Annotated in this window: 13 protein-coding genes; 3 read left to right on the top strand and 10 right to left on the bottom strand. The window is 58.7% G+C overall.

Annotation, left to right across the window (positions count from 1 at the left end):
• Positions 1-95 precede the first annotated feature (95 nt).
• Complete coding sequence (locus tag VQ575_RS13230) at positions 96-959, top strand: LysR substrate-binding domain-containing protein (protein ID WP_039588525.1); 864 nt, start codon at positions 96-98, stop codon at positions 957-959.
• A gap of 51 nt (positions 960-1,010) precedes the next feature.
• Here VQ575_RS13230 and VQ575_RS13225 read toward each other — a convergent pair whose 3' ends face one another.
• From VQ575_RS13225 to VQ575_RS13190, 8 genes are all read right to left on the bottom strand, one after another.
• Complete coding sequence (locus VQ575_RS13225; RefSeq protein WP_039588805.1) at positions 1,011-1,709, bottom strand: outer membrane protein; 699 nt, start codon at positions 1,707-1,709, stop codon at positions 1,011-1,013.
• 74 nt (positions 1,710-1,783) lie between these two features.
• Complete coding sequence (locus VQ575_RS13220; RefSeq protein WP_039588524.1) at positions 1,784-2,260, bottom strand: SRPBCC family protein; 477 nt, start codon at positions 2,258-2,260, stop codon at positions 1,784-1,786.
• 57 nt (positions 2,261-2,317) lie between these two features.
• Positions 2,318-5,728, bottom strand: coding sequence for a polyketide synthase family protein (locus tag VQ575_RS13215; protein WP_039588523.1), 3,411 nt, complete (start codon positions 5,726-5,728; stop codon positions 2,318-2,320).
• 84 nt (positions 5,729-5,812) lie between these two features.
• On the bottom strand, positions 5,813-6,895 hold the full coding sequence (locus tag VQ575_RS13210; protein ID WP_039588522.1) for an acyl carrier protein: 1,083 nt from the start codon (positions 6,893-6,895) through the stop codon (positions 5,813-5,815).
• A gap of 102 nt (positions 6,896-6,997) precedes the next feature.
• The gene (locus VQ575_RS13205) at positions 6,998-8,761 is read right to left on the bottom strand and encodes an FAD-dependent monooxygenase (protein WP_039588521.1); all 1,764 of its coding nucleotides are present in this window, start codon (positions 8,759-8,761) and stop codon (positions 6,998-7,000) included.
• 3 nt (positions 8,762-8,764) lie between these two features.
• Positions 8,765-9,376 carry an HAD-IB family hydrolase gene (locus tag VQ575_RS13200; protein ID WP_039588520.1) on the bottom strand — a complete coding sequence of 204 codons (612 nt, stop codon included), beginning with the start codon at positions 9,374-9,376 and terminating at the stop codon, positions 8,765-8,767.
• Positions 9,366-10,871: a class I adenylate-forming enzyme family protein gene (locus VQ575_RS13195; protein WP_325919845.1), complete on the bottom strand. Its 1,506-nt coding sequence runs from the start codon at positions 10,869-10,871 to the stop codon at positions 9,366-9,368. Before VQ575_RS13195 ends, VQ575_RS13200 begins: the two co-directional genes overlap by 11 nt.
• A gap of 67 nt (positions 10,872-10,938) precedes the next feature.
• Entirely contained in the window at positions 10,939-11,955 is a 1,017-nt protein-coding gene (locus tag VQ575_RS13190; RefSeq protein WP_045155995.1) for an SDR family oxidoreductase, read from the bottom strand.
• Between the two features lie 458 nt (positions 11,956-12,413).
• Between VQ575_RS13190 and VQ575_RS13185 the strand changes: the two genes are divergently transcribed.
• Both VQ575_RS13185 and VQ575_RS13180 read left to right on the top strand, forming a co-directional pair.
• The gene (locus VQ575_RS13185; RefSeq protein ID WP_039588517.1) at positions 12,414-13,010 is read left to right on the top strand and encodes a TetR/AcrR family transcriptional regulator; all 597 of its coding nucleotides are present in this window, start codon (positions 12,414-12,416) and stop codon (positions 13,008-13,010) included.
• A gap of 305 nt (positions 13,011-13,315) precedes the next feature.
• Positions 13,316-14,020, top strand: coding sequence for a hypothetical protein (locus tag VQ575_RS13180; RefSeq protein ID WP_325919844.1), 705 nt, complete (start codon positions 13,316-13,318; stop codon positions 14,018-14,020).
• A 52-nt stretch (positions 14,021-14,072) separates the two neighbouring features.
• On the opposite strand, the gene VQ575_RS13175 is transcribed toward VQ575_RS13180, so the two are convergent.
• Both VQ575_RS13175 and VQ575_RS13170 read right to left on the bottom strand, forming a co-directional pair.
• On the bottom strand, positions 14,073-15,518 hold the full coding sequence (locus tag VQ575_RS13175) for a hypothetical protein (RefSeq protein WP_325919885.1): 1,446 nt from the start codon (positions 15,516-15,518) through the stop codon (positions 14,073-14,075).
• A 74-nt stretch (positions 15,519-15,592) separates the two neighbouring features.
• Complete coding sequence (locus VQ575_RS13170) at positions 15,593-16,741, bottom strand: iron-containing alcohol dehydrogenase (RefSeq protein WP_325919843.1); 1,149 nt, start codon at positions 16,739-16,741, stop codon at positions 15,593-15,595.
• Positions 16,742-16,847 lie beyond the last annotated feature (106 nt).

Below are 16,847 nucleotides of genomic sequence, written 5' to 3'. Positions count from 1 at the left end.
AGGGTAGACGAGTGGGAGCGATTTTGATCGTTTCCGGTGATCAGGTAAATCTTTATAGTCGCTTGCCCCCATCCTATTTCTGGAGCCTCACCATCATGCTCAGCGCCGAGCTGAAGTCTTTCCACATGGTTGCTCGCCTGGCCAGCGTCACCCAGGCGGCCAAGAAACTGGGGCTCAGCCAGCCGACGGTGACCACGCAGATCCGCAATCTGGAAGCCCAGTACGGCGTCGAACTGTTCTTTCGCGGCGGCCGGCGCCTGACGCTCAGCGACGAAGGCGCGCAGTTGTTGCCGATGGTGCAGAAGCTGTTGCAGCAGGAAGCCGACATCGAGTTTTTCCTGCGCAACAGCGGCCAGGTGCAGGGCACGCTGCGAATTGGCGCCACGGCGCCGTACTACGTGCTCGATATCATCAAGGGCTTTCGCGATCAGTTTCCCCTGTGCGAAGTGACTCTGGAAATCGGCAACTCGCTGCAGGTCATCGAGGCGCTGGAGGAGTACCGCGTGGACCTGGCCGCGTCCTCGCAACTGGTCGAAGACGCTCGGTTGACCCGATTGGTATTGGGCCACGACCCGCTCGTCGTGGCGATGCACCGCAGCCACCCGTTGGCCAGCCACGATCGTGTGGCACCCGGTGCATTGGCCGGGCACTGCCTGCTGATGCGGGAAAAAGGCTCGACCACCCGCGCGCTCACCACAACCTTGCTACGAGAAGCCGGCGTGGCGACCGGGCCATTGTTGGAAATTGGCAGTCGCGAGTCGATTCGCGAAGCGGTCCTGCGCAACATCGGCATCAGCATCATCGCCCGTCATGAAGTGCCGGAGAACCCGCAGCTCAAAGTCGTCGAGCTGGAAGGCGCGCCGCTGATCGCCGAGTACCTCTATTGCCTCAAGGAGCGCCGCCAGGCTCGGCTGCCGTCGGCGTTCCTCGGCCTGGCGCGAGAGACGGCTGCGTCCTGAGCCCGCTACGCAAATCGGCGCCCGGCCTGGGCAGGGCGCCGGCCTGTCGCATCAGAGCCAGTAACGCAGGCCGAGCATCACCGATTGGGCTTCGTATTCGGTGCTCACGTCGCCCTGGGGCAGGCGCTCGATGTCACCGAAGTGTGCTTCGCTGGTTTTCAGGCACCGGTAATCCACCGACATGGACCAGTTCTCGGTGAACTCGTAACCGACTCCCGCGCCCAGTTGATAAGCCGACACCGTGTCGCGATGGGTTCCGCCGAATTCGACGCCCCCGGCCTCCAGGCCGCTGACGGTCAAGGTGGCATAGCCCAGGCCGCCGCCGATGTACGGGGTGAACCGGTTGAACGGTGCAGGAAGGTTCATGAAGTCGTACCAGAGGTTGGCCATCAGGCTCGTGGCTTCCTCTTCGCCTTTGCCGTCGATGCTCCCGCCGCCTTCATAGACGCGATTATTGAATTGGGTCAGGGTGTTCTTGCGGTAGCTCAGTTCGATTTCGGGTCTCAGCCCGACCGGGAATCGCCAGCCCAGGGCCAGCCCGGTGGCATAGCCGGAGTCGAGCGGCTGGTTGAATTCCATCTCGACGAAATCCAGGTCGTTCTGGTTCAGGTCTTGCGCCGATACCCAGTTCGCGCCGCCCATCAGGCTGGCGTAGGGGCCAAGCGTGTCGGCGCAGCTCAATGCCGGCACCACAGCGCTCATGCCAATGATGCCCATCGCCAGGTATTGAGTGTTTTTCAGTAGGTTCATGCTCGGTCCGAAGTGTTCCGTTATCAAAAAGATCAGCGGGCGCCAGCGCTCAAGTCGCAACGCCCGACGTTGCGTCATACAAGGTGCAAATGGCTTTCCGGTTTCTCGCTGGCGGGCGTGCCGCTGGTGTTGGCCCGCCGCTCAGCGAGCGTGGCCAGGTTGTCGAGAGCGGTAGTCATTGCCGCGGTCAACGCTTTGCGGATCAGCCGTCGGTAGAGGAAACTCAACGGGCCGGCGATCCTGGCGGTATGGATGACTTGGGTTTCACTGGGTGAAAGCCGGCGCAGCCGGTGGTCGAACTCCAAGTCCATCCACAGCAACCTGGCGCTGTTGCGGTAGCTTTCCTGGAACTCCACCGCTTCCAGTCTCAATGGCATTCGCAGGCCGTTCTTGAGAACGCACTTGCCAAGCGTCCCGGCCTGGAACGGGCCATCGAGTTCGCAATGGCGCACATCGGTGTCCCAAAGTGGCGCATGCGGGAAATCGCTCCAGATGTTCCAAATGACCGCAGGCGGCGACTTGACTATGATTTTTACGGTGACATCGTTCATGGGTTTACCTCGCCGGTCAGGCGCATGGTCGGGCTCGAAAAAGGACAGCTCGGGACGTCAGGCTGCCGGCGCGGTTCGACTCAGCACCTGGGCGGTGATGTTGGCCTGGCCGATCTTTTCGCCCCGGTTGAACAGGTCGATATGGATGCGGTTGGTCTTGAACGATTGCAGTTGCGCATCCAGGCCGGCTTGCGGCGCCAGCGACAGCGGGCTGTTCCGAGGGATGGGCCGGTCCAGGGTGAAACTCAAGGTCAACAGGTTCATGGGCGTATCGAGGGGGATCCGCAAATGGCAGTGGGCGATCTGCATGTAGCACTGGCGCGCGACTTCGAGGAAATACACCATCGAGTAATGCGCGGGGTCGCCTTCATGGAAAAAATGCCCATCCGGCAGTTTGATCGTATCGACACTCAACCCTTGGGCAACGCCGCTCATGTCGCTGACAATGACGTTTTCTGCCCTGGCCTTGTGCAACAGGGCCTTGTCGCCACAACGACGGGCCGTGAATTCGCCCGGCGGCGAGATTTCGAAGGCCGAGCTGTAGGCCAATCCCAGGGTGCAGGTGCACATCAGCTTGCCGCCCTGGACCACCTTGGCCTGGAAGAGGGCGTCCTGCTCTTGCTCCAGGTGCAGCTCGATGGTCCCTTCCTTTTGCACGTATTGCTGGAACCTGATGCTCAGCGTTTTGACGTAGGCAACCCGTCCGTTGAGTGAAGGCATGGCCAGCTCAGCCAATTGCATGACGCCTTCGAGCAAGAGGATGCCGGGGATGTGATCCAGCGGATGATCGAAGAAGTAGGGGTGCGTTTCGTCCACCACCAGCTCGGCGCGCAGCGAGTGGGCGTCGCGCTGGATGTGCTTGATTACGGTGTTTTGCGCACGCCGTTGCCAGTTGGTCGGCCGCTGGGATCCGGATCCCCGCTGCAAGGCGAAAAGCCCTTCCATGGCGCGAACGCGAACACGCAAACCGGCCAGGACGGTGCTGGTCAGCATATCGCTGAGTTGCAGCACGTCGACACCGTCGTGTTGCGGTTCGCGGACAACGTGGCCGGGACGTGTCGGCGCGATGACTTCCTGTGCCGAGTGAGGCACCGGATGGGCAAACCGCAACGTGAACGGATGCTTTATGGCAGGGGCCGGCTCTGCCTCGGGTGTCCATTCCCGAAGCCGTTCAGTGAACAGCCACATCAATGGCTTGCCGGCTTCGCGGACCTCGATCACCGAGTGAACCGATGAATTCAAGGTCACGGCCAGCAGGGTTTCGATACCGCTGGCCTCCGCCAGGAATCCTGTCTTTTCTCGAAGCGATCCGCTGGCTTGAACCCCATCGGCTGCCAGTTCGCAGACGTGCTGATGCGGGTACTCGCCGATCGCTTTCCCCACCAACCGGCAGGCTTGGTCAAGGGATTGCGCAGCATGGGCAAGGACCGCCGAGCGAATCACCAGCAGTGGTTTTTCGCCGGCCTCTGGATGGTAGGGACGCAGGGCGATCAGCCCAAGCCCTTCACCTTGCACCGCTCTGCTGCGCCGGGCTCGGTCGATTTCGATCTCGCTACTGATAAAGCGGCCGGCGCCGAGCAGGAGCGTCGAGATGCCTTGCCCGAACCATTGTGGCGAAGCCAGCAGCGTGTGCCAGAACAGCCCTGGCGTGCCGGCCAGCGTCTGGTGGAAGCCCTTGAAATCGAAAATCTGCGCCGGGTAGCCGGACAGCATGTTCGGCAGCATGGTCGCCACGTCGGTGACCTCAACACCTGGCGGCGTGCCCTGGCCGCGGGCGTAAAAATGCTCGGCGCTGCTGTACGCGTTGCTGAACCGTTCCCCACCCATGTTGCAGCACATCACCATGGCGGTGCCGACCGAGCCCGCCACGCCTGGCAAACGCCGCAGCAGATGGTTGACCCGATCGGTGATCAACAGCTTGAACGGATCGACATGGGCCAGGGGTTTGGGGCCCATGCCGAAACCGGCGATATCGATCATGTGGTCCCGGGCGAGGAATTTCCCCGACAACGGTGGAGTCACGTCGCCGCGGTAATCAACGAAACGTCCATAAGGGAACGTCACGGACGGGGCTCCAGATTGGTCGAGCTGTTGCTTGAATGATTGCAGCGAATCGCAGGCGCCGAACGCCGCTTCCGCCTCGACAATGGCCAGGTCCAGCGTCAACACGCCGGGCACGACACGGGCCGCGACGGGGCGCTCGGCGGCAACGTACTCGTCCACCACCAGGTGCGCGTTGGCACCGCCAAAGCCGAAACTGGAAATGCCGATACGGATCGCCGACTGACGTTCCGCCAAGGGTTGTACCTGCTGCGTGGCAAGGCGCAGGCAAGTCCCGTCGACTTTTGCGCTGGGCCGATAGTCAGGTTGGGGCGGGATGCCCTTGTGGCGCAGGATCATCAAGGCCTTGGCGAGTGAAGCGCCTCCTGCGGCGGCCAGCGGGTGACCGATCACCGACTTGATCGAGCCGATGGTCAATTTCTGGTCGGCCGGGCGATGGGGCGCGAAGAAGCTTTGCAGCGAAGCCAACTCCGTCGCGTCACCCAACGGGGTGCCGGTGCCATGGGTCTCGATATAGTCCACGCTGCCTGGATCGAGCTCGCGATAGGCACGTTGATAGGCTGAGAACTGGGCCTGCTTGCCGGGGGCGAACACCGAGCCTTCGGCACCGTCGGCAGACAAGCCCAAAGCGCGCAGGACACCCAGGGGCTGGCGCTTGGCGGCCAAGGCTGCGCAGACGGGCTCGATCAGGAACGCTGCCGCACATTCTCCCGGCACGATGCCGTCGGCGTCCTCGCCGAACGCCTGCATGCTGGCCCGCGCGGAGAAAGCCGTCAGTTGCGAGAAGCCCAGGAACAGCGCCGGTGGCAGGACGGTGTTGAGGGCCATCACGATTGCGTTGTCCGCCTGCCCGCTGTCGAGCAACGCCTTGGCCATATCGATTGCATAAGGGAAGGAACTGCAGGCGGTGTCCACCGATAACGCCGGCCCACCCAAGCCAAGCGCGCGGGCCAGTTCAGCCACTTGTTCGCCCGGTGTAAAACCGAGCGGCACGGCGGTGTTGGTCGTCGTTCCGGTCGCGAAATAGCTTTCATCGCTCCAAGAGGTTGCGACGATCAATGCCGTGCGCCCGGTATCCGGCACCGAGCCCTGGGCGGCCAGTTCGGTGAGCAACGCCTGGAGCACTTTCTTGCCGATGGCGACCTGCCGACCGTCATGGCGCGAAGGGATCGAAGCGTCGTCGGTCAGGCAAAACGCGCTGTCGAGGTAAGTACGGTCCTTCTCGCCAGTCTTTGCCGAGAATATCGCCTGCCTGTCCAGCTCCCAACGTGCCGACATCGCCTGGATCGGCGCGATCCGGCCCTGGGAAAGTAACTGCCAGAGGGCCTCCATCGAAGGCGCCCCCGGGAATTCGCCGGCCATTGCGCTGAAACACAACTCGGCGTCTGTTGTAACCGCGCCACTCATACCTGTCTCCTGACTACTCTAAGCGGGTGACCTGTCGACCATCCGGTTTCCATTCCATGTGCTGGCTGCGCTTGCCCTAAGGCGTCAGCCCATTCTCGCCAGGAGCGACAGCGCATCTTGTGGCGTGCGGCGCGACATCAAGGCTTCGCCGGCGAACTCACTGGCGGGGGTTGCCTGCGCCATTGACTGGCAAAGGGCTTCCCGGTCGAAACCGTTGAGCCCCAATTGTGCGAAGGGCGTCTGGATGTCCAATGATTGGGCAGCTTGTGGAACCAACGGCGCGAGGGCATCGAAAAGCGCATCGCTGATCGGCGTGTCGGAGCGGGTGGCGGCGGCTGCAGGCATGTCGGGAATAGCGCCGGGCACCTCGGCGTTGCCGAGCATGTCTTCAATCAAGGCAACGGTTTGCATGGCAGATTTGGCGTTGGCCAGCTCGCTGCTCCTGGCCTTGAGCTGTGGCCACTGAGCGACAACCGCTTCGAGGAAGTCCAACTGCACCAACGAGTCCATTCCCAGGCTTTCGTAACTTTGTTCGCTGTCAATCTGCTCAACAGTGAAACCGGTCATGACCGCCAACTGTGCGATCACCCAGGCCTCTATACCTTCGGCGGGCGCATGCGCATCGGCTTCGAGCCTGGCGAGCAATGCCGTTGGGGTCGGGGCGTCGAACAGCGCCGAGGTCAGGTCCTTCTTGTCCGGAAAGTGCTGGGCCAACGATTCGAAGATGTCTACCAGCCCCAGGGAGTCGATGCCCAGGCTTTCAAAGCTCTGGTCGAGATCGATTTGTTCGTTCCTGAACCCTGTGACTTTGCTTATTTCGGCGCGCAGCCATTGCGCGTAGTTGGGCGCCGCCGGTTGCTCGGCGACAGGCGCCGCTGGCAGGACTGGTGAATGCCCCTGTACCGGCTCGAGCGTCGCGACGCTTTTACCGACGGGTGCTTCAATGCCATGGGCATAGACGCCCTCGAGCACCTGCTGATGGGCATTGAAATAATGTGCCGTGACCGTTTCCGCCTGTTCCAGCAGGCGCATCAGGATCGATTCCTTGGCGATGTTGGATTCGCACAGCGAATCGATGATCTTTTCCGAAAGGGAGAAATAGCTATGGGCTATTTTTCCGTTGGACACGATGAATTCCTGCACGACGTCGTTAAGCTGCAAGCGCATGAGGTTCTCCTTAACCCTGAATAGGTAGGTGTTCTGAATCGATAGTCGAATGCCAGGGCCCGCGCCGGGGCCCTGTCATCAAGAGGCAAAGGCAGTCGCGACTTAAAGCTGCAGTTCCAGCGCATCCATCTCGCTAAACAGTGTTTTACCGACGCCCTTGCGCAGCCCGGACCTGACGATCAGGTACGTCATCAGCGTGACGGCGTCGGCGCCCTGGAAGGCGATGTAGCCATCGGGACGAACCAGCATCAGCGTGCCTTCCTTGGCGTGGTAGCGCTTGTGCAGACGCCAGTCAGGGTCGAGCAGGGTGGATTGCTCCGCCGGCAGCCCGATGCTGCTCAACGCGTCGACCACGCAGTAGGCCCTGATGGCCGGGTAGTCTCGCTCTACCGATGCGGCCAATGAATAAAGGCTCGGCAACACCGGAGAAAATTGGTCGGTCGCGCTGAAGATCAACAGGGTGAACGATCCCTGGAACAGATCGATCAAGCGCTTGGGCTGCTTGCCTTGCCGCTCCCACAGCTCGACGTCGGGTGCCAATTGTCCCGCGCGAGGCGCCGGTGGCTGGAACGGGTTTCGCCTGCCTTTCTTTTTCCAGCTCCAGCGCTGCTGCCGAGTCAACGATTCCTGGATGTATTCGCTTTTGCCGTAGTGGTATTGATGCCCGGAGATCATCGACGGCAGCTTGCGCTGGATCTTCTGCCGATTGCTCAACAGCGGCAGGACGTTATCGCGCAACCACACCAGGGCCGGATGCCTGACGGTGATCAGTCCCGTGAGTCGATGTGCGGTGTTTTCCACTTCAAGGGCCACCGGATAGCGTTCGGCGTTGTAGCTGTCCAGCAACGATGGATCGGCCAGGCCTTGATCGACATAGGCAAGTTTCCACGCCAGGTTGTATGCCTCGGAAATGCCCAGGTTCATCCATTGGCCGCCGATAGGGCTGCCGATGTGCGCGGAGTCACCCACCAGGAAGACCGAGCCCTGCTGCAATGACTCCACCCGACGGTGCTGGAACGAGGCAATGGTGGTCGATGAAATGTTTGACAGCGTCATCTTTTGCCCACGCCCCTCGCACAGCCGCTGGAAATTCTCCAGGGTGAGGGGAGGGCGCTCGCCTTCGGGTGGCAGGTCGTAAGGCATCTCGATGAAAAGGCGATAGCGGGACTGGTCGCTGATCGGCGCAACCGCGACATAACCGTCCTGGGCGCCAAGGAAAAACGCGCCCTCGTCCTTGCTGCCGGACCACTCGATGTCGGCGTCGGCCAGCATGAAAAAACGATCGTAGGAGGAGCCCTCGAAGGTCATGCCCAGGCGTTTGCGGATATTGCTGCGGGCTCCGTCGCACGCCACCGCCCAGCGGCTGGAGAAGGATTCGTCGCGGCCGTCGGCGTGCCGCAAGGTCATCGCCACGGACCCAGGCTGGTTTTCAAGATCGACCAGTTCAGTGTTCCATTCGACGTCCGCACCCAACTCATTCAACCGCTGCAACAGGAGCTTTTCCGTCTGCGGCTGCGGCAGGCTGAGTAGCAGGGGATAGGTAGCATCCAGGTAGGAAAAGTTATAGTTCAGCACGCGCTTGGCGTTTGACTGGACCGAGAACTGATTGATGGTGAACCCCTCGGCGATCGCCTGGTCGGCAATGCCCAGGTCACGAAAAATCTCCAGGGTCCTGGAATGGATGGCCATCGCCTTGGTCGCGGTGGAAGGACCCGCGTTCTTTTCAATGATGCGGAAAGAAACCCCCCATTGCTTCAACATGATCGCCAGCGACAGGCCGATAGGACCGGCACCGACGATCATCACCGTCGGAGCGCTGCCCGGCTGTTTGCAAGGCGTTTGGGCCAAGGTGCTCAGAGTGTTCATCGATCAGTACCAGTTTCTGTAGAAGGGAGAATTGGCGAGGCCCAGCAGCGCTGCGTCACCTGACGAATCGCCATAGGCGTAGATGTAGAAATCGTCGAGGTTGCTCATGCAGTCCCTGAGCCGAGCGACTTTCTCCCGGTCGACACAATTGGTACCGGATATCCCTCCCGTCAGCTTGTTCCCGGCGACCGCCAGGCGGGTGCCGCAGACATGATCGAAACCCACGGCCTGTCCCCAGGGAATCAGGTAGTTTTCTGGTGAGTTGCTGACGAGCGCGGTGACGTGCCCCATGGATTGGTGCCATTGCAGGCGCCGCATCGCTTCAGGTCTGAGCCAGAGCGGCAATTGCTCGGTGATGAAATACCTGGCGTGCTCGCGCTCTTGCTCGACCGTCAAACCGCCGAGGTAACAGGCAATGAACGCCAGACGTGCCTGCATCAACGGAGTGATCCCGAGAATGACGCTGAGCATTTTCGGCAACAGGGGAATGATCCTGAGCCAGAATGCCCGGGTGCCAACAATGAAGCGCATGTAGCGCCAGAAGGTGTGCCTGTCGGTCAATGTACCGTCGAAATCGAAAACGGCCAGTACCGGTTGCGTGCTGTCAGCGTGCATGAATCTCTTCCTTGAGAGGGACAATCTCGATGAATTTGGGCAGTTTGAAACCAGAGAGATATCGGGCTAGCAGGGTGGATACATCGTTCTGGCTCAGGCCGCCGTTGCCCTCCACGGACAAGTGCAATACGTTGACTTCTTTTTGGTCTGGGACGATGTAGGCCTTGGCGCGTACCGCGTCGGGATGCTGGAGCGCGATGGACTCGATCTCCGCCAGGTCGACCATCTGCGCCTTGATTTTTGAAATGCGCAGGCGTTGGCAGTAGAAAAACACGTGACCTTCGTCGTCGCGCCAGACCAGGTCACCGGTATGAAACCAACCGTCACGGAAAGAATAGGCATTGAGCTGCGGCTCATCCTCATAGCCTGGCGTGACCATCGGTCCACGGATCCACAGTTCACCAATGGCCCCAGCCGCGACGTCCCGTCCGTGCGCGTCGACAACCCTCAGTTCTACGCCGCTGATGGGTTGGCCCATGGCGCCACGATGAACCGCGCCAACGGAGCTTTGGACGATCACCGGCATGCTTTCGGTCAAGCCGTAGCCTTGCAGGACAGGAGCGCAACCCAGCAGTTTTCCAAGCTTCTCGGCTTCATCGGCGGGCAGATGGCTGCCGCCGGAATAGATCATCAGTCGAGGGTGCAGGGGCAACAGCGCGCCTTTGCGTTTTACCAGCCGGGCGTTGAAATACCGAATGACATCCGGCACCAGGCAGGCAAAGGTGACTTGGTGCTCAGACAAGACTTGCGCCAGGTCGCGGTTGAGCAGGGTGTTGGTCATCAGCAACGTGGCACCGATGCTCAACGGAAACACCATCATCACGGACAGGCCGAAAATGGCATACAGCGGCAGCGTCACCAAGTGGACCGAACCGATGCCCTGGGGATGAAACTGCTCGTGCAGGCCATCACTTGACTGCGTCAGATCAAGGTAGCGGTGAGTCACGGCCAGGGGTTTGCCGACGCCCCGATACGTGAACTGGACCGAGACGATTGCATCGTCTTCCGGCAACGACAAGGGCAATGCCTGGCGTGGTAGGCCGGACGCGATCACTGCGTTTTTTGGTAATGGCGCCGAAGGCTCATCGCCGGTACTCAGTATCAGGGACCGGAACGGCTGCAATGTTTCCAGGTGTTGTTCACACAACGTGTCGGTGGTGACGATCAGCACTGGCTGGGCAATCCTCAGCACGTTGCTAAGCTCGAATGCGGTCAATTTGTGATTCAAGATCACGGGAATAGCGCCACGTCCGATGATCGCCAGGTAATACGCGATGAAATCAACGCCGTTGGGCAAGACCAGTGCGACTTTTACGCCGGGTGATATGCCCAGGCCATCGAGGAGGCCGTTGCACTCTTCGGCGCGGATGCGCAACGCCCGATAAGTGACGGTTTCGTCCGCGTCCAGATTCCTGATCGCAACATTGTCCGGATGGCTCTCTGAAAAATCGACGAAACGATGCAGGAAACCTTGTTTACAGGTAAGGCTTTTCATTCACCAACCTCTCAATCCTTGAAGTTATGGCCAGATAAAAAAGTACTGCAGAGGCAGGCTATTTGGTTTAGTTGAGCTTTATATAGTTGTTATTGCGATACCAGTCCAAGGTATCGGTCAGTGTTTCACTGACAGGGCGGAACGCGCATTTAAGTTCGCTGGAACTCTTGCTGTGACTGAAGTGCGTTCGTCCTTGTTCTTGTTCAATGAGCTTGACCGTGGAAGTACTGATCAGCACCGGCTTCTTCGTGACCCGGTAATAGCACTCATAGGCAAACGCGATAACGCGCAACATGAACAATGGCACAGCTCGCTCAGGTGCCTTGATCCCACTGACGTTGGACAGTGCGCGGAAAATACTCTTCATATCCATATGATTGCCGGCTGCCAGATAACGCTCACCCGATCTACCGCGGGTAATCGCCGCGATTTGATGCTCCGCGACGTCCCGCGCATCTACGACTGAAAAGCTCCCTGGGAGAACGCCCGGCAGCTTTCGCCCAACGAAATCCAGCAGGAACTGACCGGAGGAGGTGGGACCAATGTCCCCGGGGCCGAACATCCAGCCGGGCAACACCATTGCAACAAACATGTCCGGATGCACAGCCAGGAACTCCCGAACCTTTTGCTCAGAGAGGATCTTGCTCAAATAGTAATCGTCGGCTTCCGACTCGTCCCGGGACATGGTTTCGTCGATGACCTGGTCTTTGGCGCCTTTCAACACTGCAATCGAAGAGGTATGGACTGCACGCCGAATACCCGCAGCATAGGCGGCCTGCAACAGGCGCTCGGTGCCCGTTACGTTAGTGTCATAGAGTTTCTGCCAGTGTTTCCCACCTTTATAGCTATCGCGAAAGTACGCGGCGGTGTGAAACAACGCATCGCAGCCTTCAAGTGCGTGGCTGAATGCCTTCACGTCAAGCATATCGCCCTCGACGAACTCGACCGGCAGGCCGCCAAATTGCTTCTTGGCTTTTTCCACGGAACGCACAAGCGCCTTGACCTTGATGTTGCGTTTCAACAGCGCGTGGACAACGTTGTTGCCAAGCAGGCCCGTAGCGCCTGTGACGAAGGCATATTCCATTAAAATCCTGCTCCCTGTGAGGTACCTGCTCGGGCAATGTCATCGTCCGGACAGGTGTTGGCTCATCCAACGGCGCAAGTAAAAACCATTCGGTATCTGAAAATCAAGCGGTATTTCATGAATAAAATAATAGCGAAGCGTCTAGCACGGGGCTGAGACGTGAGGTCTCAGCGAATTTGCGTCATACTGATGGCGCCATTTCTCAGTCACCGAGGCGGTTATGGAGATTTCGAGGGCAGAGTGGACATGGCAGAAGGGGGACGGGGCCTCGCTGAAATCGGCGTTTTTCTGCGGTCCGCCAGAGTAAAAGTACACGGTACTCACATGGCTCTTCTGAAACTTTAAATGCAAAAGAGCTTAGGTGGATGTTAAGGTGCAAACATCTGTTCGCAGGCTGAATCGTAGAGTGGTTTCATCTAGTTACAACTATAGATTTTCGGGCCAAAGGAGCCGAGGGCGTGATTAAGAAAAGATTAGGTCGAGAGGAAAGCCAGCAAATAACAAGAGACAAGTTATTCGATACCGCAACAGAACTGATGATCAAGAAAGGCTTTCACGCCGCCAGTGTAAACACGATCTCCGAAGAGGCCGGTTATTCAAAAGGCGCATTCTTTTCAAACTTCTCAAGCAAGTCGGAACTGCTCCTGCAACTGACCCAGCGCTTCAAACGGGTGGAGATCGATCGCTTGGGCAATACCTTGGCCGGCGGCTACTCGGCGGAACAGCTCACCCAAGGTTTGAATGCCTATATCGACACCCTTAAGAACAATACCAATTGCGCCGTTCTTGATGCGGAGATGCAGTTGATCGCTCTGCGTGATGAGGAGTTCGCGAAGCATTATTACGACCTGCATGAAGAAAACAGCGAGGCCTTGGGTAAGCTGATTACGATTATTTTCAATCATGCCGGAAAGAAACCTCCGTTGGCGTACGCAGCACTCGCCAAGACATTTACCGCGCTGTCGGAAGGCTTGATTCTGCAGGGACACAAGGATCCCGCGACGGAGATCAAACTGGTGCTTAATTCGCTGATAGAAACGGCCGAGCCGCTATAAGGTTTTGACCGGGTGTTCACGTAGGTGATGGGATTGCTGACTGTCAGCATCCCAGCCTCGGATCTTGAGGCCAGACCGGGATGTGTGTGCTGAAAGTGGCCTGTGATGGGCTGCGATATTAAACGCTATATGCGCATAATGTATATTATGTTAAACAGGATGTTTGTCTCTTATATCTCGCCATGAGGCCTCCACCCCCATCCAGGTCAATTCGTAAAAGCCGAACGCTTCAGCGTCGATAGCTAAACCGCCAGGCTTGGCTAGAATTTCTTCAGGATGGAGATTTTTCGCTCGGAGGAAGCGCTATGTGCAAACATTCACGCATCGTGATATGTCCCTTTTCTGCACAATCCAAGCAATGGGTCAATACCAGGGAAAACTGGCGGAAGGCCAGACGCTCAAAAATTGAAGCCAACACAGAAAGGACGGACCTGGCCGATTACGAATTCTTCACCTTCGATGGACCTTCGAAAAAACGTCTCGCAGTACGTTTGCAGAGCTGTATAGGCCCTGACGAGGTCATCTATATTTTTGGACATTGCGCTCCCGGAAGTACCATCATATCCAAGGAGGCCTCTGCCGACAGCGAGTCCATTTCTGCATTGGTTCTGGCCAGAACGTTGAAAAAAGACGTTTTATTGAACCGGTCTTTTGCCGGCAAGATAAAAATCTATGGTTGTAACTCCGCACTGCCAAGCGGCACCAAAAGATCTTTCGCCCACTCATTTGCCTGCATGATGAAGCTGTATCTTTATCATAATTGCGAAATACACGGTTACGCCGAAACGCTCGTGGATGGCTACGTAGGCGCGCACAAGATTGCCACCAGCGATAGCAGCGTCGTTGAAGCTTTAAATAAAATGATTCAGAGAGACGAAGCGTTCGGTACCGGGATAGACGCCAAGTACAATGAGGACCATGTCCTGCGCCCCAGTAAATTCCGGCAAGAAATTGAAGTTTCCGAGGACATGATGCGTGAGGTCGTCCAAGAACTCACACCAAACAAATAGAGGGGTGAGGCGCACCCTCCTCTAATATCGAGGATGACCGCCCCAATCCCGTTCACTCTGTCACAGCCCTGCCCTCCATTCGCTTGATCTCCGTCGCGGACTCATCATCGCCGATTGGCTTGGTGTTACCCATTCCCTTCAAATCCTTGGCAAACGTCCCATCCACCTCCCCCTTGAAAAAATTCTTGCCATAAATCAGCAGGCACAACACAACGCCAATGCCGAATGCCCAGCTCGCGCCTTTGATCGCCAGTACCGCGCCGATCACGCCGGCGATGCCCAGGTCGCGCTGGCTTCTGGCTTCAAGAATGCCAAGGCGCACGCTCACGTAACCCTGGATCAGCAGCGTCAGAGACAACGCGACACCGAGAATCGGCTGTACCAACGTCACGACCGGCAACAGCAACAGACCGCTGTTGGTCCCCCAACGGAACGACCCGACGCCGCCGATGATCGACTTCATCACCTTCGGCCCACCTTTGAAGCGCTCGATCACCACCACCAGCATCGCCGCCCACTTGGGCCCGCACATGGCGACATCCGGGCCGAAGATGCTCATGAACGCATTACGCGCGCCGAAGATCAGGTGCGCGCGATCGGGGTTGTAGTCGACAACTTCGTCGGAGCGGACAGTTTCTGCCTCATCGAGAAGCGATTTTGCGCTGAGCACGTCGCCGAACACGATGATGTAGGCCGCAAGCATGGTCGGCAGCGCGGAGATGAACATGGACAGTGGCGGCATGCCCAGTCCGAACACGGTGTAGTTGTTCCACAAGCCTGCAAAGTCCGGTTGGCTGATACCCCACTGAAGGGTTGGCCATGGTGCTTCACCAAACAACGGGGCAATCACCACTGCCAGCAGAATGATCGGCAGGATGCCGAGCTTGGCGAAGTTCCACCAGAAGCGGTTGCGCTGCTTGAGCTCATTGAAGTGCTGGGAAAAGATCAGATAAAAGGCGATGCCGACCGCAATGGAAATTGTCCAGGGCAGCACATTGAATTTTCCGCCTACTTGGAACACCGCGATTACCGCACTCAAGCCGGCCCCGACGATGATCCCGGACTTGATCGCCGAGGGCACGAATTCCACCACCTTTTTCGCCATTCCGGTCGCCCCCAAGGCGATCGAGAAAACCCCCAGCATCAACTGGAAGGCAATCAACGCGTGGACACGCTCCGGGCCCATCGGGAATTGCGCACAATAAGCCATCAACAGGGGCACCGCCGGGGTGATCCAGCCCGGTACGGTCGGGTCGCCGAGCAGATGGTGCGCGAGGTACAGCAAGCCGTTGAGCATCACGACAGCAAGCGCGACTTCAAATGGCATGCCGAGCAGTTCGGTCATCAGCGGAATGGCAGCCAGGTCCACGGCACACATCAGCAAGCCCTGGAGATAATCTGGAAGTTCGATTTTGTAATGCAGAAACGGCAGCCGGACCTTGAAGGGACCGAGCGGAATGTACGGGCTTTCGCTCCGCTGCGCAGGAGTGTCGGACATTGGGTTCACCTGAGTTATTGGTCTTGTCATGGCGAGCGCACGCTCCGGAAATAAACCGAGACGTGGCTTAAAAATCAGTAGGCCGCGCGGTAAATCTTCTCGATATCGGCTGCCGTCAGCTTGCGCGGATTGTTGCGCATCAATCGGTCGATCTTGCTGGCCTCCTCCGCCATTGCTGGAATGGCCTCCTCCGGCACGTTGAAGCTGCGCAGGCCCGTGGGGATATCCACTGCGGCACATAGATCCGCCATCGCCTTCACCGCCTGATCCGCCGCATCCTTGTCGTTGAGGTTTGCGACGCGCACGCCCATGGCTTCGGCGATACCACGGAAACGCTCGACGCAAGCCGTCTTGTTCCACTCCATTACGTACGGCAGCAGCAAGGCGTTGCTGACACCGTGGGCGATATTGAACCGTCCGCCCAATGGGTACGCCAGTGCATGCACCGCCCCTACCCCTGCATTGCCGAATGCCATGCCGGCCATCAGGCTGCCGGTGGCCATGTCTTCTCGTGCTTTCAAGTTGGTCGGGTTGGCATAAGCCTTCGGCAGTGCCTTGGTGATCAGCTTGATCGCACCCAGTGCGATAGCATCGGTGATTGGCGAAGCGTTGACTGAGAGATAGGACTCGACCGCATGTACCAGCGCGTCGACGCCACTGGCCGCCGTAACACTGCGTGGACAGGTCAACGTCATGGTCGGACTGACCAGCGCCACGTCGGGCAGCAGGTAATCACTGACGATGCCTTTCTTCAGCTGCGCTTGCTTGTCGGAGAAAATCGCGACGTTGGTCACTTCCGAACCTGTACCGGCGGTCGTCGGGATGGCAATCAAGGGCGGGCCCTTGCGTTTCACCAGATCGACACCGAACAGCTCCGTCAGCGCACCTGAATGACCGGCATAGGCCGCGACCCCCTTGGCGATATCGATGGCACTGCCGCCGCCCACCGCAATCAATCCGTCGTGGCCACCCTGGGTATAGGCGCGGGTGCACTCCTCGACGATGATCACTTCGGGCTCCGGTTTGACCTGGTCGAAAATGCCGTAGCGACGATCACCGAGCTGCGCCAGCGCCAGGTCAACGGTGCCGGAGTTCACCAGGACGGTGTCTGTGACGATCAGCGGATTGTTGACCTCCAGGCGCGTCAGCTCAGCGCAAAGCTGCTCGATTGCGCCGGGTCCAGTGATCAATTTGTTGGCGATTTTGAAAGAAGCGATATTCATCGGGCTCGTCCAGTTGATGTTGTTTTATGGAAGACGTGCCAAACGGAATAGCGAAAGCCGTGCCAATGCCCGCAAAGCCCCGTGATGGGGGGCTTTGCGCGATTTA

Source organism: Pseudomonas frederiksbergensis, assembly GCF_035751725.1.
In the GTDB taxonomy this organism is placed as follows: domain Bacteria; phylum Pseudomonadota; class Gammaproteobacteria; order Pseudomonadales; family Pseudomonadaceae; genus Aquipseudomonas; species Aquipseudomonas frederiksbergensis_A.
This window is presented reverse-complemented; position numbering and strand designations above follow the sequence as displayed.